Here is a 23,824-nt window from a genome sequence, read left to right as displayed (position 1 = left end):
GTGTCCCGCCGCCTCTTCACCTCCGAGTCCGTCACCGAGGGCCACCCGGACAAGATCGCTGATCAGATCAGCGACACCATTCTCGACGCCCTGCTGACCGCCGACCCCACCTCGCGCGTCGCGGTCGAGACGCTGATCACCACCGGCCAGGTGCACATCGCGGGAGAGGTGACGACGACCGCGTACGTGGACATCGCCACCCTCGTCCGCAGCAGGATCCTCGACATCGGCTACGACTCCTCCAAGAAGGGCTTCGACGGCGCATCCTGCGGCGTGTCGGTGTCCATCGGAGCGCAGTCCCCGGACATCGCCCAGGGTGTCGACACCGCCTACGAGGCCCGTGTCGAGGGCGCCGCGAACGAGGACGACCTCGACAAGCAGGGCGCGGGCGACCAGGGCCTGATGTTCGGCTACGCCTCGGACGAGACCCCCGAGCTGATGCCGCTGCCCATCACCCTCGCGCACCGCCTCTCCCGGCGGCTGACCGAGGTCCGCAAGAACGGGACCATCCCCTACCTGCGCCCCGACGGCAAGACCCAGGTCACCATCGAGTACGACGGCGACAAGGCCGTCCGCCTCGACACCGTCGTGGTCTCCTCGCAGCACGCCTCCGACATCGACCTGGAGTCGCTGCTCGCGCCCGACATCCGCGAGTTCGTCGTCGAGGTCGAGCTCAAGGCGCTCATCGAGGACGGCATCAAGCTCGACACCGAGGGCTACAAGCTGCTCGTCAACCCCACCGGGCGGTTCGAGATCGGCGGCCCGATGGGCGACGCGGGCCTGACCGGCCGCAAGATCATCATCGACACGTACGGGGGCATGGCCCGCCACGGCGGCGGCGCCTTCTCCGGCAAGGACCCGTCCAAGGTCGACCGCTCCGCCGCGTACGCGATGCGGTGGGTCGCCAAGAACGTCGTCGCCGCCGGGCTCGCGGCGCGCTGCGAGGTCCAGGTCGCCTACGCGATCGGCAAGGCCGAGCCCGTCGGGCTCTTCGTCGAGACCTTCGGCACGGAGAACGTCGACGTCGAGAAGATCGAGCAGGCGATCTCGCAGGTCTTCGACCTGCGGCCGGCCGCGATCATCCGCGACCTCGACCTGCTGCGGCCGATCTACGCGGCCACCGCCGCGTACGGGCACTTCGGGCGTGAGCTGCCCGACTTCACGTGGGAGCGGACGGATCGCGTGGAGGCGCTGCGCGCCGCCGCGGGCATCTGAGACAGCTCCCGGCCCCTCGCGGAGGACGGCCCCCCGCCGTCCCCTGCGGGGGGCTTTGCCTTGCACTTGTTTCCCGTGGGAGGCGCCCCGGGCTGCCCCTTGCGGTGCTCTGCGCGACCGTCCGCCGGTGGGTGGCTGGTCGCGCAGTTCCCCGCGCCCCTTGCGCCCTGGGGTGCCTGTTGCGGTGCTTTGTGCGATCGTCTGCCGGTGGGTGGCTGGTCGCGCAGTTCTCCCCCAGGCTCCGCCCGGGAGGTGCCCCCACGCGCCCCTGGTGTTTCCCCTGCGCGGCATGGGTCAGCACCCTGCTGTTCGGGGCTTTGCCCGGGAGTGACTGCCTTTGCGGGCGAGGGCATCCGTTTTTCAGGGGCGCGGGGAACTGCGCGGCCAGCCCCCACCGGGCGGGAAGATGGCATGCCACGCCAAGTGGCAGTCACCTGGGGGCGCGGGGAACTGCGCGGCCAGCCCCCACCGGGCGGAAGGTGGCATGCCACGCCAGGTGGCAGTCACCTGTGTGCTCAGCCCCCGACAGGGGAAGATCGCGGCGCCCACCGCAGTGGGCAGGTCGGGGCGTACTGTCGGAGGCGTCTGGCAGGATTGCCGGGTGAGTGACCAGGACAAACCGGCGGAGCAACTCGCCCTCATCCGGGACGCCGCCCGCAGGGCGAAGCCGCGGACGTGGCGCGGTGCGGCCCTCGCCGAAGGGCTGCCGGTCGCCCGCGTGCTGGTCGACAAGGGACTTCTGCACCTGGACCAGTTCTTCGACTACGCCGTGCCCGCCGCGATGGACGCGGACGCGCAGCCCGGCGTACGGGTCCGCGTCCGCTTCGGGGCCCGCGTCGTCAAGGGGCGGCGCGAAGGCGGCACCCTGCACGACGGCTTCATCGTCGAGCGCCGCGCCGAGAGCGACTACGCCGGGCCGCTCGCCCCGCTGGCCCAGGTGCTCTCCACCGAGCGGGTCCTCACCCCGCGGCTGCTCACCTTGTGCCGTCAGGTCGCCGACCGCTACGCCGGTGTGCTCGCCGACGTCGTCCAGCTCGCCGTGCCGCCCCGGATGGCCCGCGCGGAACGGGATCAGTCGCCCGAGCCGCCGCCCCGCCCCCCGGCCCCCGAACCCGGCAGCTGGGCGCGGTACGCCACCGGGCCCGGCTACCTCCAGGCGCTCGCCCGCGGCGACACCCCGCGGGCGGTCTGGCTCGCGCTCCCCGGCCCGCACTGGCCCGCCGAACTCGCCCGCGCCATGGCCGCGACCCTCGCGTCCGGCCGCGGCGCCCTCGCCGTGCTGCCCGACGGCCGTGCCGTCGCCCGCGCCGACGCCGCCCTCACCGAACTGCTCGGCGAGGGCCACCACGTCATGCTCACCGCCGACGCCGGTCCCGAGGAGCGCTACCGGAACTGGCTCGCCGTCAGCCGCGGCGCGGTCCGTGCCGTCGTCGGCACCCGCGCCGCCATGTTCGCCCCGGTCGCCGATCTCGGCCTCGTCGCCGTGTGGGACGACGGCGACTCCAGCCACTCCGAGCCGCGCGCGCCCTACCCGCATGCCCGGGACGTCCTGCTGCTGCGCGCCACCGAGGAGCGCACCGCCTTCCTGCTCGGCGGCCTGACCGGCACCGTCGAGGGCGCCCAGCTCGTCGACAGCGGCTGGGCGCTGCCGCTGGCCGCCGCCCGCGACCAGGTACGGGCCGCGGCCCCGCTCATCCGTACGATCGGCGACGCCGACGAGGCCCGCGACGCCGCCGCCCGCGCCGCCCGGCTGCCCTCGCTCGCCTGGCAGGTCACCCGGGACGCGCTGGCCCGCGGCCCGGTCCTCGTGCAGGTGCCGCGGCGCGGCTACGTCCCCCGGCTGGCCTGCGGCTCCTGCCGTGCCGCTGCCCGCTGCGCCGCCTGCTCCGGGCCGCTGGAGCTGCGCGAGCAGGGCGGCACACCCGCGTGCGGCTGGTGCGGGCGCCCCGCCGCGGACTGGCACTGCCCCGAATGCGGCGGCTTCCGGCTGCGCGCCCAGGTCGTCGGCGCCCGCCGCACCGCGGAGGAGCTGGGCCGCGCCTTCCCCCGGGTGCCGGTGCGGACGTCGGGCCGCGACACCGTGCTGCCCTCCGTCGGCGCCGCGCCCGCGCTCGTCATCGCCACGCCGGGCGCCGAGCCCGTCGCCGAGGGGCCCGGCTACGCGGCCGGTCTGCTGCTCGACGGCTGGGCCCTCCTCGGGCGGCCCGACCTGCGGGCCGGTGAGGAGGCGCTGCGGCGCTGGGCCGCGGCGGCGGCGCTGGTGCGTTCTGCGGGGGAGGGCGGCACGGTCGTCGTCCTCGCCGAGCCGACGCTGCGCCCCGTCCAGGCGCTGGTCCGGTGGGATCCCGCCGGGCACGCCGTGCGGGAGCTGGCGGAACGGGCGGAGCTGCGGTTTCCGCCGGTGGCGCGGATGGCGTCGGTCTCCGGCCCGGCCGGTGCGGTCGCGGAGCTGCTCGCGGTGCTGCGGCTTCCGCCGGGGGCGGACCAGTTGGGGCCGGTGCCGGAGCCGTCGGGCGGGGAGAGGGTGCTGTTGCGGGTGCCGCCGGGGAGCGGGGGCGCGCTGGCGCTGGCGCTGCGGGAGGCGCGGGTTGCGCGGGCCGCGCGGGGTGGGGGGGAGCCGGTCGCTGTCCGCCTCGACCCGGCGGACATCGGGTAGTTCTCGTTCGTCCGCCCGCCCACCGTTGTTCGGCCGTCTGCCGGTGCCACGGGTGGGCGGTCGGGTGTCGCCCCGGGGCAGCTCCTCGGAATGCGCGTCCGACCTCATGACCTGGGCGGCAGCCCCTGAACGCGCATATCTGCGGCGGCACCCCGGACCGTCCCCCTCCGGGAGCGTCGGCGGCGTCCCGCCCGGTGGGGGACGAGGAAAGACGGGGGACTGCCCGCTCGCCCCCTGACGGCGAGCGCGGCCCACACGCGGGCGTGCACGTGCCTCCCGCCGGGGAGACCCCGCGGGGCGCCGCACCCGCCAGCGGGAATGGCGGGCGCCCGACGCCGTATCCGTAGCCTCGCGCAGCTAACCGTTGCGGGGGCTGGGGAGGAGGGGGTCCGGGAGGGGGGCGTCCTCCGGGAGCGGGGGCGGGACGGGCGGGCGGCGCCCTCCGTAGCGGCGGTGGACCGCCTGTTTGGTCACCCCCAGGGCGGAGCCCACCGCGTCCCAGGAGAAGCCGAGGGAGCGGTCGAACTCGACCGCCGCGGTCACGAGGGTCTCGACGCTGTCCCGGAGCTCCTGCGCGAGCCGCACCGTGGGGGCGGGCGCGCGGCCGTAGACGACGAAGCCGGCGGTGGGGCCGCCGCGCCGCGGGCGGTAGACGTTGCCCAGCTGGGCGGTGAGCGTCCGCAGCGCGTCCGCCTGGCGGCGGACCCTTTCGATGTCCCGCACCAGCAGGTGCAGACTGGCCCGCGCCTGGGCGTCAGGGGTTGCGTGGTCGGGCATCAACAGGCCTCTCCAACCGACGGTGACGGGTCGAACTCTCTTGACCAACGCGCCACCGGCCTCGGGAGTCACGCCCTGGGGGCGTGCGGTGGGTCGCGCACCCCCGGGGATCTAGAATTGGCAGCCGTTCCCCGTCCGGCAGGAGAGGCCCCACGTGACCGTCAAGCCCATCCGCCTGTTCGGCGATCCGGTGCTGCGTGAGGTGGCGCGTCCGGTGACGGACTTCGACGCCGAACTGCGCGCCCTGGTGCGGGATCTGACCGAGACGATGCAGGCCGCGCCCGGCGCCGGGCTCGCGGCGCCGCAACTGGGCGTGCCGCTACGGGTGTTCACCTACTTCGTGGACGGCGAGCTGGGGCATCTGGTCAATCCGGAGCTGACGCTGGGCGAGGAGGTGCAGGACGGTCCGGAGGGCTGCCTGTCGATCCCGGGGCTCACGTACGACTGCCGGCGGGCGCTGGAAGTGGTGGCCCGGGGGCTGGACATGTACGGCGAGCCGCTGGAGATCCGCGGGACGCAGCGGCTGGCGCGGTGCATCCAGCACGAGACCGACCACCTGGACGGCATCCTGTTCGTCGACCGGCTGGACGCCGAGCAGCAGGCGGCGGCGATGCGGGCGATCCGTGAGGCCGAGTGGGCGGGGGAGATCCCGCCCGAGGTCAGGGTGTCGCCGCACGACACCTTCGGCCGCGGCCGGTAACCGAGAGAGGCACACCCGCACGATGAAGCTCGTCTTCGCCGGCACCCCCGAGGTCGCCGTCCCCGCGCTCGACGCCCTGATCGCCGCCGGGCGGCACGAGGTCGCCGCCGTCGTGACCCGGCCGGACGCGGTCGCCGGGCGCGGCCGCAAGCTCGTGGCCAGCCCGGTCGCGCAGCGCGCCGAGGAGGCCGGGATCGAGGTGCTCAAGCCCGGCAGGCCGCGCGAGCCCGAGTTCCTGGAGCGGCTGCGGGAGATCGCCCCGGACTGCTGCCCGGTCGTCGCGTACGGGGCGCTGCTGCCCCGGGTCGCGCTGGACGTGCCCCGGCACGGCTGGGTCAACCTGCACTTCTCGCTGCTGCCCGCGTGGCGCGGCGCCGCCCCCGTGCAGCACGCGGTGATGGCCGGGGACGAGATGACCGGGGCCTCCACCTTCCTGATCGAGGAGGGCCTGGACTCCGGGCCGGTCTACGGGGTCGTGACGGAGGCCGTGCGGCCGAAGGACACCAGCGGCGACCTGCTGGGACGGCTCGCGGTCAGCGGCGCCGGGCTGCTGGTCGCCACGATGGACGGCATCGAGGACGGCTCCCTCGTCGCGCGCGAGCAGCCCGACGACGGGGTCACCCTCGCGCCGAAGCTCACCGTCGAGAACGCCGAGGTCGACTGGTCCGCGCCCGCCCTGCGGGTCGATCGCCTGGTACGCGGCTGCACCCCGGCCCCGGGCGCGTGGACGCTGATCGGCGGCGAGCGGCTCAAGCTCGGCCCCGTCACGCCCGCGCCCGACCGCACCGACCTCGCGCCCGGCGAGCTGGCCGTCGCGAAGAACGCCGTGCATGTCGGGACGGGCAGCCACGCGGTCCTGCTGGGCGAGGTGCAGGCGCAGGGCAAGAAGCGGATGCCCGCCGCCGACTGGGCCCGCGGCGTCCAGCCGCCCGCCGGCACGGTCCTCGGCCGCTGACCGTACGGCGTAGGCTTACCGGGTTCGACGACAATCGTGACGAAACAGAGCGCAGTGAACGGCAGACACCAGCAGCGTCGCCCCCAGGGCACCCCCCACCGGCGCCCGCAGCGCGACCCCGTGCGGGTCCTCGCGTTCGAGGCGCTGCGCGCCGTCGACGAACGGGACGCGTACGCCAACCTGGTCCTGCCCGGACTGCTGCGCACCGCCGAGCGCGAGGCCGCCGCCCAGGACCGCTCCTTCGACCGGCGGGACGCGGCGCTGGCCACCGAGCTGGTCTACGGCACGCTGCGCAACCAGGGCACCTACGACGCGGTCATCGCCGCGTGCGTCGACCGGCCGCTGCGCGAGGTCGATCCGCCGGTGCTCGACGTGCTCTCGCTCGGCGCGCACCAGCTGCTCGCGACCCGCATCCCGCCGCACGCCGCGGTCTCCGCGACCGTCGACCTGGCCCGCGTGGTGCTGGGCGAGGGCCGCGCCCGGTTCGTCAACGCGGTGCTGCGCAAGGTCGCCGCGCACGACCTCGACGGCTGGCTGGAGCGTGTCGCGCCGCGTTACGAGGACGACGCCGAGGGGCACCTCGCCGTCGTCCACTCGCACCCGCGGTGGATCGTCTCCGCCCTGTGGGACGCGCTCGGCGGCGGCCGGACCGGCGTCGAGGAACTGCTCGCCGCCGACAACGCCCGGCCCGAGGTCACCCTCGTCGCCCGCCCCGGCCGTACCACCGCCGCGGACGTCGCCGCCTCCATGCCGGACGGCGCCACCGAACCCGGCCGCTGGTCGCCCTACGCCCTGCGGCTCGCCGAGGGCGGCGACCCCGCCGCGGTGCCGGCCGTGGCCGAGGGCCTGGCCGGCGTCCAGGACGAGGGCAGCCAGCTCGTCGCCGCCGCCCTCGCCGCGGTGCCCGTCGAGGGCCGTGACGAGCGCTGGCTCGACGGCTGCGCGGGCCCCGGCGGCAAGGCCGCGCTGCTCGCCGGGCTCGCCGCGGGGCGCGGGGCACGGCTCGTCGCCGTCGAGAAGCAGCCGCACCGCGCCCGGCTCGTCGGCCGCTCGCTGGCCGGCAACCCCGGGCCGTACCAGGTCCTCGTCGCCGACGGCACCCGCCCGGTGTGGGCGCCCGGCTCCTTCGACCGGGTCCTCGTCGATGTCCCCTGCACCGGGCTGGGCGCCCTGCGCCGCCGCCCCGAGGCCCGCTGGCGGCGCCGCGCGGAGGACGTCCGCGGTTTTGGGCCGCTCCAGCGGGGCCTCCTCACGGAGGCGGTCGCCGCGACGCGCGTCGGCGGTGTCGTCGGGTACGCCACGTGCTCGCCGCATCTCGCGGAGACGCGGGAGGTCGTCGAGGACGTCCTCGCCCGCACCCCGGGCCTCGAACTCCTCGACGCCCGTCCCTACCTCCCGGGCGTCCCGGACCTCGGGCCCGGCCCGACCGTCCAGCTCTGGCCGCACCTGCACGGCACGGACGCGATGTTCCTGGCACTCCTGCGCCGCACTTCCTGACCCTGCCCCTGTGGGGTGCGAGCCTTACGCAGCAGGGGTCCGCCCCAGGCGGGAGGGGAGCCACGTACGGTCGCCCAGGTCGAGCGCGATCGCGGACACCAGGACCGAGCGGACCACGAACGTGTCCAGCAGGACGCCGAAGGCCACCGCGAAGCCGATCTCCGCGAAGGCGACGACCGGCAGCGTGCCGAGGACCGCGAACGTACCGGCGAGGACGAGGCCCGCGGAGGTGATGACGCCGCCGGTGGCGGCGAGGCCGGTCAGGACGCCCTGCCGGGTGCCCAGCGCCGCGCTCTCCTCGCGGATGCGGGTCATCAGGAAGATGTTGTAGTCGATGCCGAGCGCGACCAGGAAGACGAAGACGAACAGCGGGAAGGCGGTGTCCTCGCCCGCGTAGTCGAAGACGTGCGCGAAGACCAGCGAGCTGACGCCGAGCGCGGCGGTGAAGGACAGCACGACGGTCGCGATGAGCACCAGGGGTGCGACGAGCGCGCGCAGCAGCACCGCGAGGATGAGCAGCACGACCAGCAGGATCAGCGGGATGAGCAGGACGTTGTCGCGGCTGGAGGCGCGCGCGGTGTCCTGCTGGATCGCGGTGCTGCCGCCGACCTTCGCGTCGGCGCCGGGGATCGCGTGCAGGACGTCGCGGGCGTGGTCGACGGTGCGGCGGGCGGCGTCGGTGTCGGGCTTCTGGGTGAGGGTGGCCTCCAGGTAGACCAGGCCGTTCTTCTGCGGGGTGACGCCCGGTGGGGTGCCGACGCTCGCGGGCAGGACGCCGGGCAGCGAGCGCAGCGCCGAGGTGACCTGGGGGGCGGCGCCCGCGCGGGCGATGACGACCATGGGCTGGCCGCTGCCCGCGGGGAAGTAGCGGTCCTGGAGGTGCTGGCCGACGACCGAGTCCGGGGTGTCGGTGAAGCTGTCGGCCTGGGCCAGCCCGTCCGCGTTGATGGAGAACAGGCCGAAGCCGAGGGCGCCGAGGATCACGACGGTGGTGCTCCACACCAGGCGGGGGCGGCGGCTGATGCGCTGTCCGATGCGTGCCCAGAGTCCGGTCGCGGTCGGCTCGGGGGTGCCGACGTGCGGGATCGCGGGCCAGAAGACCCAGCGGCCGGCGATCACCAGCAGCGCGGGGAAGAGCGTGATCATCGAGGTGAGGGCGACGGCCACGCCGATCGCGGCGACCGGGCCGAGGCCCGAGGTGGAGTTCATGTCGGCGGCGAGCAGGCACAGCATGCTCAGGGCGACGGTCGCGGCGCTGGCGACGACGGCGGGCCCGGCGCGGTGCAGGGCGAGGGCCATCGCCTCGTGGCGGTCCTCGTGGTGGCGCAGCTCCTCGCGGTAGCGGGCCACGAGCAGCAGCGCGTAGTCCGTACCGGCGCCGAAGACCAGCACCGTCAGGATGCCGGCGCTCTGGGCGTTGACGACGAGCCCCGCGTGCCGGGCCAGCAGGTAGACGAGGGCCTCGGTGGTGAAGAGCGCGGCGATGACGGAGATCACCGGGAGCAGCAGCAGGGTCAGGCTGCGGTAGGTGACGAGCAGGATCACCACGACGACGGCGAGGGCCGCGAAGAGCAGGGTGCCGTCGATCCCGGCGAAGGCCTTGTTGGAGTCGGCGGCGAAGCCCCCGGGCCCGGTGATGTGGACCTGGAGCCCGTCGGTGCCGCGGGAGGCGGTGGCCCGCAGGTCGTTCACCGCGTCCTCGACGGACGTCCAGCCCTTCTCCTCCAGCACGATCGGCACGACGACCTGGGCGGCCCGCGGGTCCTGGCGGCGGTCGAGCTGCGGGCCGACGGTGCGCGAGCCGATGATGCCGTGCGCGGTCATGGCGCGGACGGCGTCGGTGTCGCGGCCGATGACGGCGACGTCGGCCGGGGTGAGACCGCCGGGGCGGGTGTAGACGATGACGGCGGGGGCGGACTCGGGCACGAACTGCTTCTGCAGCTGGAGCACCTTCGTGGACTCCGCGTTGCCGGGCAGCCAGCTCGCCGCGTCGTTCTTCTCCGCGCCCATGAGCTTGGTGGCCAGCGGGGCGAGGGCGACGAGGACGACCACCCACAGGGCCAGCACGACCCATTTGCTGCGCCGTCCGGTGACCAGGTGCGCCAGCCGTCCTGCCGTGCCCGCCATCCGCGTGACCCCCACGATCCGCTCGGAGGTGGCCCCGTGACACCCCGGCAGGTACGCGGGGCGGGCCGGTCCCAGCATGGCACCGGTGTTCGGGCCGCGCCCGTCGGCCGCGGCGGACGCGGGTCCCGCGCGGCCCGGCCCGTACCGGGTTTCCGCAGGCCGCGGCGATCTGGTTTGCTGGGGGCCATGAGCGTGCAGATCAGCCCCAGCATCCTGTCCGCGGACTTCGCCCGGCTGGCCGACGAGGCCAGGGCGGTCGAGGGTGCCGACTGGCTCCATGTGGACGTCATGGACAACCATTTCGTGCCGAACCTGACGCTGGGTCTGCCGGTGGTGGAGTCGCTGCACAAGGCGACCGGGACGCCGCTGGACTGCCATCTGATGATCGAGGACCCGGACCGCTGGGCGCCCGCGTACGTCGAGGCCGGCGCCTCGTCGGTGACCTTCCACGTCGAGGCCGCGGCCGCGCCCGTCCGCATCGCCCGGGAGATCCGCGCCAAGGGCGCCCGCGCGTCGATGGCACTGCGTCCGGCGACCCCGATCGAGCCGTACGAGGACCTGCTGCCGGAACTCGACATGCTGCTGGTCATGACCGTGGAGCCGGGCTTCGGCGGGCAGAGGTTCCTGGACATCATGCTGCCGAAGATCCGCCGCACCCGGCAGCTGATCGACCGGCACGGTCTGGAGATGTGGCTCCAGGTGGACGGCGGGGTGTCCGCCGAGACCATCGAGCGCTGCGCGGAGGCGGGCGCCGACAACTTCGTGGCGGGCAACGCGGTGTACGGCGCCGCCGACCCGGCGGCGGCGGTCCGGGCCCTGCGGGAGCAGGCCGCCTCGGCGCACCGGCACTGATCCTCCGTCCGCCGGGTGCTACGCGCCCGTAACCCCCGGCGTCTGCGAGGATGGCGGAGAAGCCGGACCGGCCGGGCGACTGGGGAGAGACGGACGTGAGCACAGGCCGCGCGCACGCGCGCATGGGCCCAGGGGAGATGGTCCAGGCGGCGGCGATGGCACGTCGCTTCTACCTGGAGGGCAAGTCCAAGATCCAGATCGCCGAGGAGTTCGGCGTGAGCCGCTTCAAGGTGGCCAGGGTCCTGGAGACCGCGCTGGAGCGTGAGCTGGTGCGGATCGAGATCCGGGTCCCGGCCGAACTGGACGCCGAACGCTCCGACGCGCTGCGCGCGCACTACGGGCTGCGGCACGCGGTCGTCGTGCAGACCCCGCCGGACCAGGCCGACGCCCCCGACCCGGAGAACCTGGGCGCGGTCGCCGCCGGGCTGCTCGGCGAGCTGGTCACCGACGGCGACGTGCTGGGCCTGGCCTGGGGCCGCTCCATCATCACCATGGCCAACGCCATCGACCGGCTCGCCCCCTGCACCGTCGTCCAGCTCACCGGTGTCTACGACGTCGGCACCGCCGAGCGCGGCTCGGTCGAGGCGGTGCGCACCGCGGCCGCCGTCTCCGGCGGCGAGGCGCACCCGCTGTACGCGCCGATGGTGCTCGGCGACCCGGCCACCGCCGCCGCGCTGCGCGGCCAGAGCGGTATCGCCGCCGTCATGGGCCACTACGACAAGGTGACCGTCGCGGTGGTGTCCGTCGGCTCGTGGGAGGCGGGGGTCTCCACGGTCCACGACGCGCTCACCGACGAGGAGCGCGAGCACTACGCCGGGCTCGGGGTGGCCGCCGAGATGTCCTCGCACCTCTTCGACGCGGCCGGCCGCCGGGTGGGCCGCGACCTGGGGGAGCGCTGCATCACGATCGACGCCGACCGGCTGCGCCGCATCCCCGAGGTGGTGGCCATCGCGGGCGGTACGCGCAAGGCCGCCGCGATCGACGCGGTGCTGCGCTCCGGCCTGGTCACCAGCCTGGTCACGGACATCGCCGCCGCCGACCGGCTGCTGGCCGACACCCGCGCCCCGGAGCGCCCGGCGCTGGAGCGGGCAGACCCCGACGACCACTGACGGCCGCTGACGCGCACAGACGGCCCGGCGCGCCGCTGCCGCGCGCCCCGGCGTCCGCTGTGGCAGCATCGGCGCATGCTCGTGCTCGACCTGACCGGCGTCGCCGACCGGCAGGCGTTCATGGACCGGTGCACCGCCGACCTGGCCCTGCCGGAGTGGTTCGGCCGTACCTGGGACTCGCTCGCCGACTGCCTCACCGACCTGTCGTGGTGGCCCGCCGGACCGGACGGGCGGCGGCTGGACGTCCGCGGCTGGTCCGGTTTCGCGGCGGCGCTGCCGCGCGAGTGGCGGATCGTCCGGGACATCCTGCGGGACGCCGAGCTGTTCTGGCGGGGCACCGACACCGAGCTGCGGGTGGTCCTGGAGGAAGACACGAAGGGCCCCGGTCAAGAGCCGGATGTTCCTCCGTAGGCACCGCCGACCTCCGCATGCAAATATGAAGTACGTGCGTTTCCTCAATGATGTTCAGCCTCCGTACGACCTTACGTACGACGACGTTTTCATGGTGCCGAGCCGCAGCGCGGTGGGCTCCCGGCAGGGTGTGGACCTTCGGGCCCCCGACGGGACCGGCACCACGATTCCGCTGGTGGTCGCCAACATGACCGCCGTCGCCGGCCGCCGGATGGCCGAGACGATGGCCCGCCGCGGCGGGCTCGCCGTCATCCCGCAGGACATTCCGATCGATGTCGTCGCCGACGTGGTCGGCTACGTCAAGCGGCGCCACCTGGTGCTGGACACCCCGATCACCCTGGCCCCCGGCCAGACCGTCGCCGACGCGCTGTCGCTGCTGCCCAAGCGGGCGCACGGCGCAGGCGTGGTCGTCGAGGACGGCCGCCCGGTCGGTGTCGTCACCGAGTCCGACCTGACGGGCGTGGACCGCTTCACCCAGCTGTCCGAGGTGATGTCCGCCGACCTGCTGGTGCTCGACGCCGGCATAGACCCGCGGGACGCCTTCAACCGGCTGGAGGACGCCCACCGCAAGCTCGCCCCCGCCGTCGACGCCGACGGCCGGCTCGCCGGCATCCTCACCCGTACGGCCGCGCTGCGCGCCACGCTCTACCAGCCCGCCGTCGACGCCGAGGGGCGGCTGCGGATCGCCGCGGCGGTCGGCATCAACGGGGACGTGGCGGGCAAGGCGGCGCAGCTGCTCGAGGCAGGGGTGGACACCCTCGTGGTGGACACCGCGCACGGCCACCAGGAGTCGATGCTCGCCGCGGTCCGCGCGGTCCGGGCGCTCGACCCGGGGGTGCCGGTCGTCGCGGGCAACGTGGTGTCCGCCGAGGGCACCCGCGACCTCATCGAGGCGGGCGCCGACATCGTCAAGGTCGGCGTCGGACCCGGCGCGATGTGCACCACCCGGATGATGACCGGGGTGGGCCGCCCGCAGTTCTCCGCCGTCCTGGAGTGCGTCGCCGAGGCGCGCCGGCACGGCAGGCACGTCTGGGCGGACGGCGGCGTACGGCACCCGCGGGACGTCGCGATGGCGCTCGCGGCCGGTGCTTCCAACGTCATGATCGGCTCGTGGTTCGCGGGGACGTACGAGTCGCCCGGCGACCTCCAGCAGGCCGCGGACGGGCGGCTCTACAAGGAGTCCTTCGGCATGGCCTCGGCCCGCGCGGTCCGCAACCGCACCGCCGAGGAGTCGGCGTACGACCGGGCGCGCAAGGGGCTCTTCGAGGAGGGTATCTCCACCTCGCGGATGTACCTGGACCCGGTGCGGCCCGGCGTGGAGGACCTGGTCGACTCGATCATCGCCGGGGTCCGCAGCGCGTGCACGTACGCGGGCGCGGGCTCGCTCGCGGAGTTCGAGCGCAACGCGATCGTCGGCATCCAGAGCGCCGCGGGATACGCCGAGGGCAAGCCCTTGCACGCCAGCTGGCAGTAGCCGGCGGTAGCGTCGGGCCTCGTGCCGCTCAACGAACTCGACGAACGCATCGTCCACGCGCTGGCCGCCGACGCCCGCCGCACCTACGCCGACATCGGCGCCGAGGTGGGCCTGTCGGCCCCCGCCGTCAAGCGCCGGGTGGACCGGCTGCGGGCGGCGGGGGCCATCACCGGCTTCACCGTGCGGGTCGATCCGGCCGCGCTCGGCTGGCAGACCGAGGCCCTCGTGGAGCTGTACTGCCGCCACAACACCTCGCCGGACGACATCCGGCGCGGGCTGTCCCGCTACCCGGAGGTGGCGTCCGCCTCGACCGTGACCGGCGAGGCGGACGCGGTGGTGCAGGTCTTCGCCGCCGACGTGCGGCACTTCGAGCAGGTGCTGGAGCGCATCGCCGGTGAGCCCTTCGTGACCAGGACCAAGTCGGTGCTGGTGCTCTCGCCGCTGCTGCGCCGCTACGGGGCGGGCAGTCCCGGCTGATCGCGCCCGGTGTCGCGGGCCGCCGCACGACACATCGGGCAAAATGTCTGGTTCGTTAGGTTTTGCCGGATCCTCCCGGGTAATCCGTTCAGTGACCGTTCCCAGGTCACGGCAGCCCGTAGGAGGCGACATGATCACGCGCGAACAGATACCCCAGGTGGTGGGCCATCCGGTCCATGACGCCGAGGGCAAGAAGGTCGGCGACGCCAAGCACATGTACCTGGACGACAACACCGGAGCCCCCGAGTGGGTGACGGTCAAGACCGGGTTCTTCGGCAGCAACGAGACCTTCGTGCCGACCCGTTCCGCGCGGCTTGTCCAGGACCACCTGGAGGTGCCGTACGCGCGGGAGAAGATCAAGGGCGCGCCGAACGTCGACGTCGACTCCGGCGGCCACCTGTCGGTGGAGGAGGAGCAGCACCTCTACCGCTACTACGGCATCGAGCGCAGCGGCGACAAGAGCGAGTCCGCCGACACCTCGGGCAAGAAGGCCGCCGCCGCGGGCGGGGCCGCCGGGGCGGCAGGCGCCGCGGCGGGCACGAAGCGCTCCGCGCGGGACACCGGGGCCGACACCCCGGGCGGGACGGACGAGAAGTCCGCCGCCGCGGGGGCGGGCGCGGGCGCCGGGGCCGGCATGGGCACCTCCGGGATGCCCGGCCGCACGGGCGCACCCGAGCGCGGCACCGCCGCCGGAGCGGAGAACGAGGCCCTGACCCGCTCCGAGGAGGAGATGCACGTCAAGGTCGAACGCCACGCCTCGGGCAAGGCCAGGCTGCGCAAGTTCGTCGAGGTCGAGGAGGTCGAGCAGACCGTCCCCGTACGCCACGAGGAGGTCAAGGTCGAGCGCGAACCGCTGAGCGCCACCGACCGCGAGGCCCTGCGCTCCGGTCGCGAGATCAGCGAGGCCGAGAGCTACGTGACCCTGCACGAGGAGAGCCCCGTCGTCGAGACGGAGGTCGTCCCCAAGGAACGGGTGCGGATGCGGGTCGAGGAGCACGTGGAGCAGAAGAAGGTCCACGGGCGGGTGCGGAAGGAAAGGATCGAGGCGGACATGGAGTCCCCCTCGGACCCCCTCCCGGGTGACACCCCCTGACCGCCCCTTCTCGGCGGTCCCCCGCCCGGTCTCCGGCCCCCCGGAGACCGGGCGCCTTCTTGCGCGCGGGGCCCGGGGCCCAGGGGCGCGGGCCCCACGCAACGGATCACCGGCGGCGGCGGGAAACGCGCAACGGATCGGGCGGCAGCGCGCAAGGGATGGGTCTTGAGCGCGCCGCACCCCGTACGTAGCGTCGAGTCGTACGGGGTGACCTGCGGAAAAGAAGGAGTACGGGGTGCGGATCGCGCTGGCTCAGGGGGTGGCGCCCGGCGGGGCCGCGTTCGAGGCGACGGCGCGCGAGGCCGCGCGCGGCGGGGCGCGGCTCATGGTCGCGCCCGAGCTGTCGTGGACCGGCTACGTGCTGGGCCCGCGGGCGGCCGAGCTCGCGGAGGGCGCGGACGGGCCCGCCGCCGCGTGCGCGGCCCGGGTCGCGGCGGAGTACGGGCTCGCCGTGGTGTACGGCTGGCCCGAGCGCGACGGCGACACGGTCCGCAACACCGTCCGGCTCGTCGGGCCGGACGGCACCGTACGGGCCACGTACCGCAAGGCGCATCTGTACGGCGAGGGCGAGCGTGCCGCCTTCGCGCCCGGCGCCGAGCCGGTCGTGCAGGCCGAGCTGGACGGCCTCGTGATCGGCCTGCTCGTCTGCTACGACGTGGAATTCCCCGAGGCGGTGCGCGCGCACGCGCTGGCCGGCACCGACGTGCTGGCGGTGCCCACCGCGCTGATGCGGCCGTACGAGGCGGTGCCGCGGCTGCTCGTACCGGCGCGGGCGTACGAGAACGGGCTGTTCGTCGCCTACGCCAACCGCTGCGGCCCGGAGGGCGGCTACGACTTCGCCGGGCTGAGCTGCCTGGCCGGGCCCGACGGCGAGGTCGCCGCGCGGGCCGGGGCGGGTCCCGGCGTGCTGTTCGGCGACGCCGATCCCGCGCGGATCGCCGAGGCGCGCGCGGCCACGCCGTACCTCGACGACCGCCGGCCCGACCTCTACCCCACCCTCACCGCCAGGAGCCCCCGCACATGACGTCCGTGCCCACCGCCGTCCACGACGAGCAGCACATCGAGGCGCAGACCCAGCCGCCCGTGACGATGTCCGGCCCCGACTTCCCCTTCCCCTACGACGACTTCCTCGCCCATCCGGCGGGGCTGGGCGCGGTGCCGCCGGCCGAGCACGGCACGGAGGTCGCGATCGTCGGCGGCGGGCTGTCCGGGATCGTGGCCGCGTACGAGCTGCTGACCATGGGCCTGCGGCCGGTGGTCTACGAGGCGGACGGGATCGGCGGGCGGCTGCGTACCGTCGGCTTCGACGGCTGCGACCCGGAACTGACCGCGGAGATGGGCGCGATGCGCTTCCCACCGTCCTCCACCGCCTTCTGGCACTACGCGGACCTGGTCGGCCTGCGGAGCTCGCCCTTCCCCAACCCGCTGGCGCCCGCGACCCCGTCGACCGTCGTCGATCTCAAGGGCGAGACGCACTACGCCACGTCGCTCGACGACCTGCCCGAGGTCTACCACCAGGTGATGCACGCCTGGAACGCCTGCCTGGAGGAGGGCGCCGACTTCTCCTCGATGCAGCGCGCGCTGCGCGAGCGGGACGTCCCGGAGATCCGCCGGATATGGTCCGCGCTGGTGGAGCGGCTGGACAACCAGACCTTCTACGGCTTCCTGTGCGACTCGCCCGCCTTCCGGTCCTTCCGGCACCGGGAGATCTTCGGGCAGGTCGGCTTCGGCACCGGCGGCTGGGACACCGACTTCCCCAACTCGATCCTGGAGATCCTGCGGGTCGTCTACACCGGCGCCGACGACGACCACCGCAGCATCGACGGCGGCAGCCGGCAACTGCCGCTGCGGCTGTGGGAGAAGGCCCCCGACAAGGCCGTGCACTGGCCCCGCGGCACCTCGCTGGCCTCGCTGCACGACGGCGGCGCCCCGCGCCCGGCCGTCACCGGGCTGCACCGCACCGCGGGCAACCGGATCACGGTCACCGACACCACCGGCGACATCCGCTCGTACAAGGCGGTGGTCTTCACCGCGCAGAGCTGGATGCTGCTGTCGAAGATCGCCTGCGACGACGCGCTCTTCCCGATCGACCACTGGACCGCGATCGAACGCACCCACTACATGGCGTCCAGCAAGCTCTTCGTGCCCGTGGACCGGCCCTTCTGGCGGGACAGGGACCCGCGCACCGGGCGGGACGTGATGTCGATGACGCTCACCGACCGGATGACCCGCGGCACCTATCTGCTGGAGCAGGGGCCGGACCGGCCGGCCGCGATCTGCCTGTCGTACACCTGGAGCGACGACAGCCTCAAATGGCTGCCGCTGAGCGCCCACGAGCGGATGGAGGTCATGCTCGGCTCGCTCGCCGAGATCTACCCGGGCGTCGACATCAGGAAGCACGTCATCGGCAACCCGGTGACCGTCTCGTGGGAGAACGAGCCGTACTTCATGGGCGCCTTCAAGGCGAACCTGCCCGGCCACTACCGCTACCAGCGGCGGCTGTTCACGCACTTCGTGCAGGACGCGCTGCCCGCCGACCGGCGCGGGCTGTTCCTCGCGGGCGACGACATCTCGTGGACCGCCGGGTGGGCCGAGGGCGCGGTGCAGACCGCGCTCAACGCGGTGTGGGGCGTCATGCGCCACCTCGGCGGCGCCACCGACCCGCTCAACCCCGGGCCCGGCGACCGCTACGACGAGCTGGCGCCGGTACTGCTGCCCGAGGACTGACCCCCGCACCCGGCCGGGGTCAGCAGCAGCCGGCCGACCAGCCCCACGCCCGCGTCCAGCCGGCTCACGCACTCGTCGTACGCGGCGGGCGAGCCGCGCAGCGCCCACAGCAGCCGGGCCGCCGCCCAGGCCGCGTCCCGGGCGCGGGCCAGCGACCAGGACCCCACCAGGTGGGTGAGCGGGTCGGCGGCCTCCAGCAGGTCTGGGCCGGGCATCAGCTCCTCGCGGACGCGCTCCTCGATGCCGGTGAGCACCTCGCCGATCCGGTCGAAGTCCGCTTCGAGCGCGGCGATCCCGAGCCCCGTCGCGCGGCAGGTGTCCAGCACCGCGAGGGCCAGGTCGTGCCCGACGTGGGCGTTGATGCCGGCCAGCGCGAACTGCAGCGGCCGCACCCCCGGGTGGGCGCGCAGCGTGAACAGCGGGCGCCAGCACGCGGGCGGGCGGCGGCCCGCCGCGTCGTCCTCGACCGCCGCCAGGAAGCGCCCGGCGAACCGCACCGCGAGCCGGGCCGCGACCACCCGGTCGGTGAAGTCGCCGCCCGCGAGCCGCCGTTCGACCTCCTCGGTCACGGAGGCGTAGACCCGGGTGAAGACGGCGACGCCGTCCCCGTACGGCAGGCCCGCGTCGGTGGCCCGCATCCGCTCCAGCACGGCGGCTACGTCGGTCGTCATGCGCCCAGTCTGTCCGCGCCCGCCCGGCAACTCCCGTACGCCGCACCGCGGCACCGGTCCGCGCCACCCGTGCGGGTGCGTGTCAGAGCGCGCCCGCGTCGCGGGCCGTCCACACCGAGGGGAAGAGCGGGCGGTAGCCCAGCTCGTCGCGGATGCGGACGGTGGAGACGACGCCCTCCCACGGGTCCTCCAGCGGGCGGTCGGTACTGCCCTCGGGGACCGGGACACCGTTCAGCCAGTGCAGTTCGGCCGCGGAGACCGGGGCGTCGTCGGCGACGTTGTAGATCCGGCCCGCCACCCCGGGCGCGTACAGCACCCGCAGGACGCCCTGCGCCACGTCGGCGTGGTGCACCGTCTGGAGCCGCATGTGCGCCGCCCAGCCGCCCGCCCAGCGCAGCGAGTCCGCCAGGTGCGGATCGCCCTCGCCGTAGACGAAGGCGAGCCGCGCCACCCGCACGTCCAGGCCGCGCTCGCGGTGCAGCGCCAGCAGCCGGTCCTCGGCCTCCTTCTTCGCCGCCGGGTAGGCGCCCCACATGCGCCCGCCGGGGACCGGGACGTCGTCCTCGACCGACGGCCTGCCGTGCCCGGTGCCGTACACCAGATTGGTGCTGACCTGGACGAAGCGGGTCACGCCCGCGGCGGCCGCGGCCTCGCCGAGCGCGACGGCCGCGTCCCGGCAGACCGCCATGCACTCGTCGTCCGGCACCCCGCGGAAGGCCGCGGCGACGTTGACGACCGCGTCGGCGCCCTCCAGCGCCCTGGCGACGTCCGCGGGCTCGCGCAGGTCGCCCGCCAGCACCTCGGCCCCCGCGCGGGCCAGCGGCTCGGCCCGCGCCTCGTCGCGGACCAGCACGCGTACGGTGTCGTCCGGGCCGGTGCGCTGCAGCAGCCGCGGGACGAAGCGGCGGCCGACCTGGCCGGTGGCCCCGGTGACCAGAATCCTCATGGTGTCCTCCTGGGATCGGTGCGGTGCGCGGCGGACGGGACGCGTCCGCCGGCGCCCTCCACCCTGCGGCGGCCCCGTCCGGGCCGGGAGAGACCTGCCGATCCAGGGAGTGGCACTCCCTGGATAGCCCGCCCCGCCGGCCGCATGCTGGAGGGGTGGACCGACCAGAACTCGCCGACTTCCTGCGCCGCAGCCGCGCCCGCCTGGCACCCGTGGACGTGGGCCTGAACGGCGGCGCACGCCGCCGCACCCCGGGACTGCGCCGGGAGGAGGTCGCCCAGCTGGCGTGCATGTCGGTGGACTACTACACCCGGCTGGAGCAGTCCCGCGGCCCGCATCCGTCCCGGCAGATGCTCACCACGCTGGCCCGCGCGCTGCGGCTGACCGCCGACGAGCGCGACCACCTCTTCCACGTGTGCGGGCAGGAGCCGCCGCGGGACACCGCCGGCAGCGGGCACGTGCGCCCCGGCCTGCTGCTGGTCCTGGACCGGCTGCACGACACGCCCGCCCAGGTCGTCAGCGACATCGGCGACGTCCTCGCGCAGAACGCGATGTCGGTCGCCCTCAGCGGTGACGTGTCGGCCCGGCCGCCCGCGATGCGCAACATGATGCGGCGGATGTTCACCGACCCGTCCGCCGCCGCGATCTTCCCCGCGGAGGACCGCGAGCACCACGCCCGCGCGAGCGTGGCCAACCTGCGCGCGGTGCTCGCCGCCCGGCCCGACGACCCGCGCGCCGCCGCACTGGTGGCCGAACTGCGGGCGGTGAGCGCGGAGTTCTCCCGGCTGTGGGACGAGCACCAGGTCGCGGTGCGCCGCTCGGACGCCAAGCGCTTCGTGCACCCGGTGGTGGGGGAGCTGACACTGGACTGCGAGGTGCTGCTGAGCGCCGGGCACGACCAGCAGCTCATCGTCTACACCGCGCGGCCGGGCAGCGAGTCGTACGAGCGGCTACAGCTCCTGCGGGTGGTCGGACTGCAGGATCTGACGGCCCGCTGATCGTACTGCTGTTCCCCCGCGTGCGGGCCTGACGGCAGCTCAACTGCCGTGCGGGACACGGCAGGTGAATGCGCGCCTGTGCCATGGCGTAATCCCGCGGAATGAATTGCCCGTTGCGGGCTCCCTTCCGAGCGGCAGGCGCCGGTAACGTGGGCTTCGGTTCGGCGGGCGCGATTCCCCCGTGCGCGTCCGCCGAACCACTGACCGGCCGCTGCGTGAGCGCTCCGCACCGCAGGCCCCCTTCGCGACGTGTGCGCCGACCGTATGAACCCCGCGGTCCGGCGGCCCTTCCGCGCCCGTGCCGCCCGTGCCGTGCCGCTTACGTTGAGGGCGCAAGCGGCGGCGGGCGGCGGCGAGGAGCGGGCACATGGTGCGCGGAGTGGGCTGGACGGTGCACGGCGACGGCCGCAGCCCGCGCCCCGGCGAGGTGGTCCGGCCCGGCGAACGCCTCAGCTGGGGCCGCACGGTGGGGCTGGGCGCGCAGCACGTCGTCGCGATGTTCGGCGCGACGTTCGTGGCCCCCGTCCTGATGGGCCTCGACCCCAACCTGGCCGTGCTGATGTCGGGCGTGGCCACCGTGCTGTTCCTGCTCGCGACCGCCGGACGCGTCCCCAGCTACCTCGGCAGCAGCCTGGCCTTCGTCGGCGTGGCCGCGACCATCCGAGCGCAGGGCGGCGACAGCGCGACCCTCACCGGGGCGCTGCTCGTCGTCGGGGCGGTGCTGTGCGCGTGCGGGCTCGCGGTGCGCGCGCTCGGGCCGGGCGTCGTGCACGCGGTGCTGCCGCCGCCGGTGACGGGCGCGGTGGTGCTGCTCATCGGCTTCAACCTCGCGCCGGTCGCGGCCGGCACGTACTGGCCGCAGGACCAGTGGACCGCGCTGCTGACCCTGCTGTTCACCGGTTTCGCGCTGGTGGGGCTGCGCGGCTTCGCGGGACGGATCGCGATCTTCCTCGGGCTGCTGTTCGGCTACGGGATCTCGTGGCTGTTCGACCGCGTCTTCGGCCGGATCGGCGTGCACCACACGGCCACCGGGCACACCGGCGGCCACTGGCGGCTGGACCTGCACGAGGTCGGCCACGCCGCGTGGTTCGGCTGGCCGAGCACCCACGCGCCCTCCTTCGACGGCTCCGCGGTGCTCGTCGCACTGCCCGTGGTGATCGCGCTCATCGCGGAGAACGCCGGGCACGTCAAGGCCGTCGGCGAGATGACCGGCGACCGGCTGGACTCCGTACTCGGCACCGCGATCGCCGCCGACGGCGGCACCACCGTGCTCTCCAGCGCCTTCGGCGGCCCGGCCACCACCACCTACGCCGAGAACATCGGCGTCATGGCCGCGACCCGGGTCTACTCCACCGCCGCCTACTGGGCGGCCGCGGGCTTCGCGATCCTCTTCGGCCTGTGCCCCAAGTTCGGCGCCGTGATCGCGGCGATCCCCGGCGGGGTGCTCGGCGGCATCACCGTCATCCTCTACGGCATGATCGGCCTGCTCGGCGCGCGCATCTGGGTGGAGAACCGGGTCGACCTGGCCAACCCCGTCAACCTGGTGCCGATCGCGGGCGGTGTCGTCGCGGGCATCGGCAACGTCACCCTGAAGATCACCGACACCTTCTCGCTGAGCGGCATCGCGCTCGGCACCGTCCTGGTGCTCGTCGGCTACCACGTGGCGCGCCTGGTCGCGCCCGCGTACCTGCGCACGGGCTCCTTCGGCGCGGGCGGCGGACCGGACGGCGGACCGGACGCCGGTTCCGGCGGGGGATCCGGCGGCGAAGGCGCCGGGGGAGCGGATACGCCGGGGGGCGGATGACACCGGACCGGCTCCCACTCCGGTCGGGGCCCCCGCCCCCCGGCGGGCTCTGGGGTGCTACTCGGCTGCCACGGGGGCCGGTTCGGGCGTGCCGCCCGCGACCTTGCGGCTCGCCCCGTGCGTCCCGACGACGCCCGCGCCGAACACCAGGCCCAGCGTCAGGACCGTGACCAGGCCGAAGGAGACGGTCAGCGACGACGCCCCGGCGATGCCGCCGATCGCGGCGGGCGCCACCAGGCCCGAGGTGTACGTGACGGTCGCGACGCCCGCGATCGTCCGGGCCGGGTTGGACCCGCTGCGCCCGGCGGCCGCGAAGCACAGCGGCACCACGACCGAGATGCCCACGCCGATGAGCGCGAAGCCCGCGATGCCCGGGGCCGGGGAGTGGGCGAACACCACCAGCAGGCCGCCCGCGGTGGCGATCACGCCGCCCACCCGGATCGCCAGGACTGCGCCGAGCCGGCGGACCGCGATGTCGCCCAGCAGCCGGGCGGTGGCCATCGTGCAGGAGAAGGCGGTGTAGGCGAGCGCGGCTATCGCGGGCGAGGCGTGCGCGATGTCGCGCAGGAAGACCGCGCACCAGTCGGCGGTGCCGCCCTCGGCGAAGACGCCGCAGAACCCGATCGCGCCGATCACCAGCGCGGACTTCGGCGGCAGCGCGAAGCGCGGCGGCGCGTCCTCGTCCGCCGCCGGGTGCAGGTCGGGCACCTGCGAGGACAGCAGCAGCGCCACGGCCACCAGCACCGCGGCGACCACCCCGAGGTGGATCCGCCCGTCCAGCCGGGCGTGCGCGGCCGGCACGCCGACGGCGGCGCCGACCAGGGTGCCGACGCTCCACATGCCGTGCAGGCCGGACATGATCGACTTGCCCTTGTGCTCCTCGACGGCGACGCCGACCGCGTTCATCACGACGTCGGCCATGCCGGCGCTCGCGCCGAACGCCAGCAGCGCCAGGCACAGGAACGGCAGCCCGGGGGCCAGCGGCGGCAGCACCAGGACCGCGCACCACAGGGCGAGCAGCATCCGCAGCGCGGCGCGTGAGCCCAGCCGGTGCATCAGCCGCCCGGCCAGCGGCATCATCAGCACCGAGCCGATCGCCGGGCACACCAGCGCGATGCCCAGTTCGCCCGCGCTGAGCCCCAGATGGTCCTTGATCCACGGGATGCGGGTGGCGAAGGTGCCCTGGACGGCGCCGTGCACCGCGAAGACCGTGGCGATGGCCAGGTGGGAGCGGCGTACCCGGGCGGGTGTCCAGCTGGTGTCGGGGGCGCTCGTCGTCATGGTGCGTAAACTATCAGGAAGCCTGCCTGAAAGTTAAGTCCCGGGCAGCCACCG

20 protein-coding genes are annotated in these 23,824 nt (G+C 74.6%); 15 read left to right on the top strand and 5 right to left on the bottom strand.

Translation table 11 applies throughout. From position 1 onward, the window contains the following. Together metK and ACWERV_RS11755 are read left to right on the top strand one after the other, a co-directional pair. Positions 1 to 1,215 carry a methionine adenosyltransferase gene (gene metK / locus ACWERV_RS11760; protein ID WP_398180243.1) on the top strand — a complete coding sequence of 405 codons (1,215 nt, stop codon included), beginning with the start codon at positions 1 to 3 and terminating at the stop codon, positions 1,213 to 1,215. Positions 1,216 to 1,816: 601 nt separating this feature from the next. Further along, a complete protein-coding gene (locus tag ACWERV_RS11755) occupies positions 1,817 to 3,871 on the top strand; it encodes a primosomal protein N' (RefSeq protein ID WP_452931719.1) in 2,055 nt (684 codons plus the stop codon). Positions 3,872 to 4,228: 357 nt separating this feature from the next. Here the strand turns inward: ACWERV_RS11755 and ACWERV_RS11750 are convergent, their stop codons facing one another. Beyond that, a complete protein-coding gene (locus ACWERV_RS11750; protein WP_398449455.1) occupies positions 4,229 to 4,648 on the bottom strand; it encodes a hypothetical protein in 420 nt (139 codons plus the stop codon). Between the two features lie 154 nt (positions 4,649 to 4,802). Here ACWERV_RS11750 and def point away from each other — a divergent pair, with 154 nt between their 5' ends. Genes def through ACWERV_RS11735 form a run of 3 tightly spaced genes read left to right on the top strand, consistent with a single transcriptional unit; the run spans position 4,803 to position 7,800 of the window. Continuing rightward, complete coding sequence (def, locus tag ACWERV_RS11745; RefSeq protein WP_452931716.1) at positions 4,803 to 5,348, top strand: peptide deformylase; 546 nt, start codon at positions 4,803 to 4,805, stop codon at positions 5,346 to 5,348. Between the two features lie 22 nt (positions 5,349 to 5,370). Then, on the top strand, positions 5,371 to 6,303 hold the full coding sequence (fmt, locus tag ACWERV_RS11740; protein WP_452931713.1) for a methionyl-tRNA formyltransferase: 933 nt from the start codon (positions 5,371 to 5,373) through the stop codon (positions 6,301 to 6,303). Between the two features lie 54 nt (positions 6,304 to 6,357). Continuing rightward, the gene (locus ACWERV_RS11735) at positions 6,358 to 7,800 is read left to right on the top strand and encodes an RsmB/NOP family class I SAM-dependent RNA methyltransferase (protein WP_398180227.1); all 1,443 of its coding nucleotides are present in this window, start codon (positions 6,358 to 6,360) and stop codon (positions 7,798 to 7,800) included. A gap of 24 nt (positions 7,801 to 7,824) precedes the next feature. On the opposite strand, the gene ACWERV_RS11730 is transcribed toward ACWERV_RS11735, so the two are convergent. Then, on the bottom strand, positions 7,825 to 9,927 hold the full coding sequence (locus ACWERV_RS11730) for an MMPL family transporter (RefSeq protein ID WP_452931840.1): 2,103 nt from the start codon (positions 9,925 to 9,927) through the stop codon (positions 7,825 to 7,827). A gap of 186 nt (positions 9,928 to 10,113) precedes the next feature. On the opposite strand from ACWERV_RS11730, the gene rpe reads away from it, so the two are divergent. The 8 genes from rpe (at position 10,114) to ACWERV_RS11690 (ending at position 18,070) form a co-directional block, all read left to right on the top strand. Next, the gene (rpe, locus tag ACWERV_RS11725) at positions 10,114 to 10,779 is read left to right on the top strand and encodes a ribulose-phosphate 3-epimerase (RefSeq protein ID WP_398180224.1); all 666 of its coding nucleotides are present in this window, start codon (positions 10,114 to 10,116) and stop codon (positions 10,777 to 10,779) included. 95 nt (positions 10,780 to 10,874) lie between these two features. Beyond that, a complete protein-coding gene (locus ACWERV_RS11720) occupies positions 10,875 to 11,888 on the top strand; it encodes a sugar-binding transcriptional regulator (protein ID WP_398180221.1) in 1,014 nt (337 codons plus the stop codon). A 75-nt stretch (positions 11,889 to 11,963) separates the two neighbouring features. Then, entirely contained in the window at positions 11,964 to 12,299 is a 336-nt protein-coding gene (locus ACWERV_RS11715) for a barstar family protein (protein ID WP_398180218.1), read from the top strand. Positions 12,300 to 12,324: 25 nt separating this feature from the next. Next, complete coding sequence (locus ACWERV_RS11710) at positions 12,325 to 13,773, top strand: GuaB1 family IMP dehydrogenase-related protein (protein ID WP_452931708.1); 1,449 nt, start codon at positions 12,325 to 12,327, stop codon at positions 13,771 to 13,773. A 21-nt stretch (positions 13,774 to 13,794) separates the two neighbouring features. After that, on the top strand, positions 13,795 to 14,250 hold the full coding sequence (locus tag ACWERV_RS11705) for an Lrp/AsnC family transcriptional regulator (RefSeq protein ID WP_031517638.1): 456 nt from the start codon (positions 13,795 to 13,797) through the stop codon (positions 14,248 to 14,250). A 130-nt stretch (positions 14,251 to 14,380) separates the two neighbouring features. Continuing rightward, positions 14,381 to 15,343 carry a PRC and DUF2382 domain-containing protein gene (locus tag ACWERV_RS11700; RefSeq protein WP_452931706.1) on the top strand — a complete coding sequence of 321 codons (963 nt, stop codon included), beginning with the start codon at positions 14,381 to 14,383 and terminating at the stop codon, positions 15,341 to 15,343. Positions 15,344 to 15,578: 235 nt separating this feature from the next. Beyond that, positions 15,579 to 16,367, top strand: coding sequence for a carbon-nitrogen hydrolase family protein (locus tag ACWERV_RS11695; protein ID WP_452931703.1), 789 nt, complete (start codon positions 15,579 to 15,581; stop codon positions 16,365 to 16,367). Continuing rightward, positions 16,364 to 18,070: a flavin monoamine oxidase family protein gene (locus ACWERV_RS11690; protein WP_452931702.1), complete on the top strand. Its 1,707-nt coding sequence runs from the start codon at positions 16,364 to 16,366 to the stop codon at positions 18,068 to 18,070. Before ACWERV_RS11695 ends, ACWERV_RS11690 begins: the two co-directional genes overlap by 4 nt. Here ACWERV_RS11690 and ACWERV_RS11685 read toward each other — a convergent pair. Then, on the bottom strand, positions 18,031 to 18,741 hold the full coding sequence (locus ACWERV_RS11685; protein ID WP_398180206.1) for a DUF5995 family protein: 711 nt from the start codon (positions 18,739 to 18,741) through the stop codon (positions 18,031 to 18,033). The two genes, ACWERV_RS11690 and ACWERV_RS11685, sit on opposite strands and share 40 nt — an antisense overlap. A gap of 82 nt (positions 18,742 to 18,823) precedes the next feature. Beyond that, positions 18,824 to 19,687: an NAD-dependent epimerase/dehydratase family protein gene (locus ACWERV_RS11680; protein WP_452931698.1), complete on the bottom strand. Its 864-nt coding sequence runs from the start codon at positions 19,685 to 19,687 to the stop codon at positions 18,824 to 18,826. A gap of 155 nt (positions 19,688 to 19,842) precedes the next feature. Between ACWERV_RS11680 and ACWERV_RS11675 the strand changes: the two genes are divergently transcribed. Beyond that, positions 19,843 to 20,685, top strand: a complete 843-nt coding sequence (locus ACWERV_RS11675; protein ID WP_452931696.1) for a helix-turn-helix transcriptional regulator — start codon at positions 19,843 to 19,845, stop codon at positions 20,683 to 20,685. 367 nt (positions 20,686 to 21,052) lie between these two features. Further along, positions 21,053 to 22,489 (top strand): uracil-xanthine permease family protein, encoded by a 1,437-nt coding sequence (locus ACWERV_RS11670; RefSeq protein WP_452931693.1) that lies wholly within the window; start codon positions 21,053 to 21,055, stop codon positions 22,487 to 22,489. A gap of 57 nt (positions 22,490 to 22,546) precedes the next feature. Here the strand turns inward: ACWERV_RS11670 and ACWERV_RS11665 are convergent, their stop codons facing one another. Continuing rightward, a complete protein-coding gene (locus ACWERV_RS11665; protein ID WP_452931690.1) occupies positions 22,547 to 23,770 on the bottom strand; it encodes an MFS transporter in 1,224 nt (407 codons plus the stop codon). Between the last annotated feature and the right edge of the window lie 54 nt (positions 23,771 to 23,824).

Source organism: Streptomyces sp. NPDC004031 (assembly GCF_053604375.1).
Note: the sequence above shows the minus strand (reverse complement) of the source record. Positions and strands in the feature narration are given on the sequence as shown.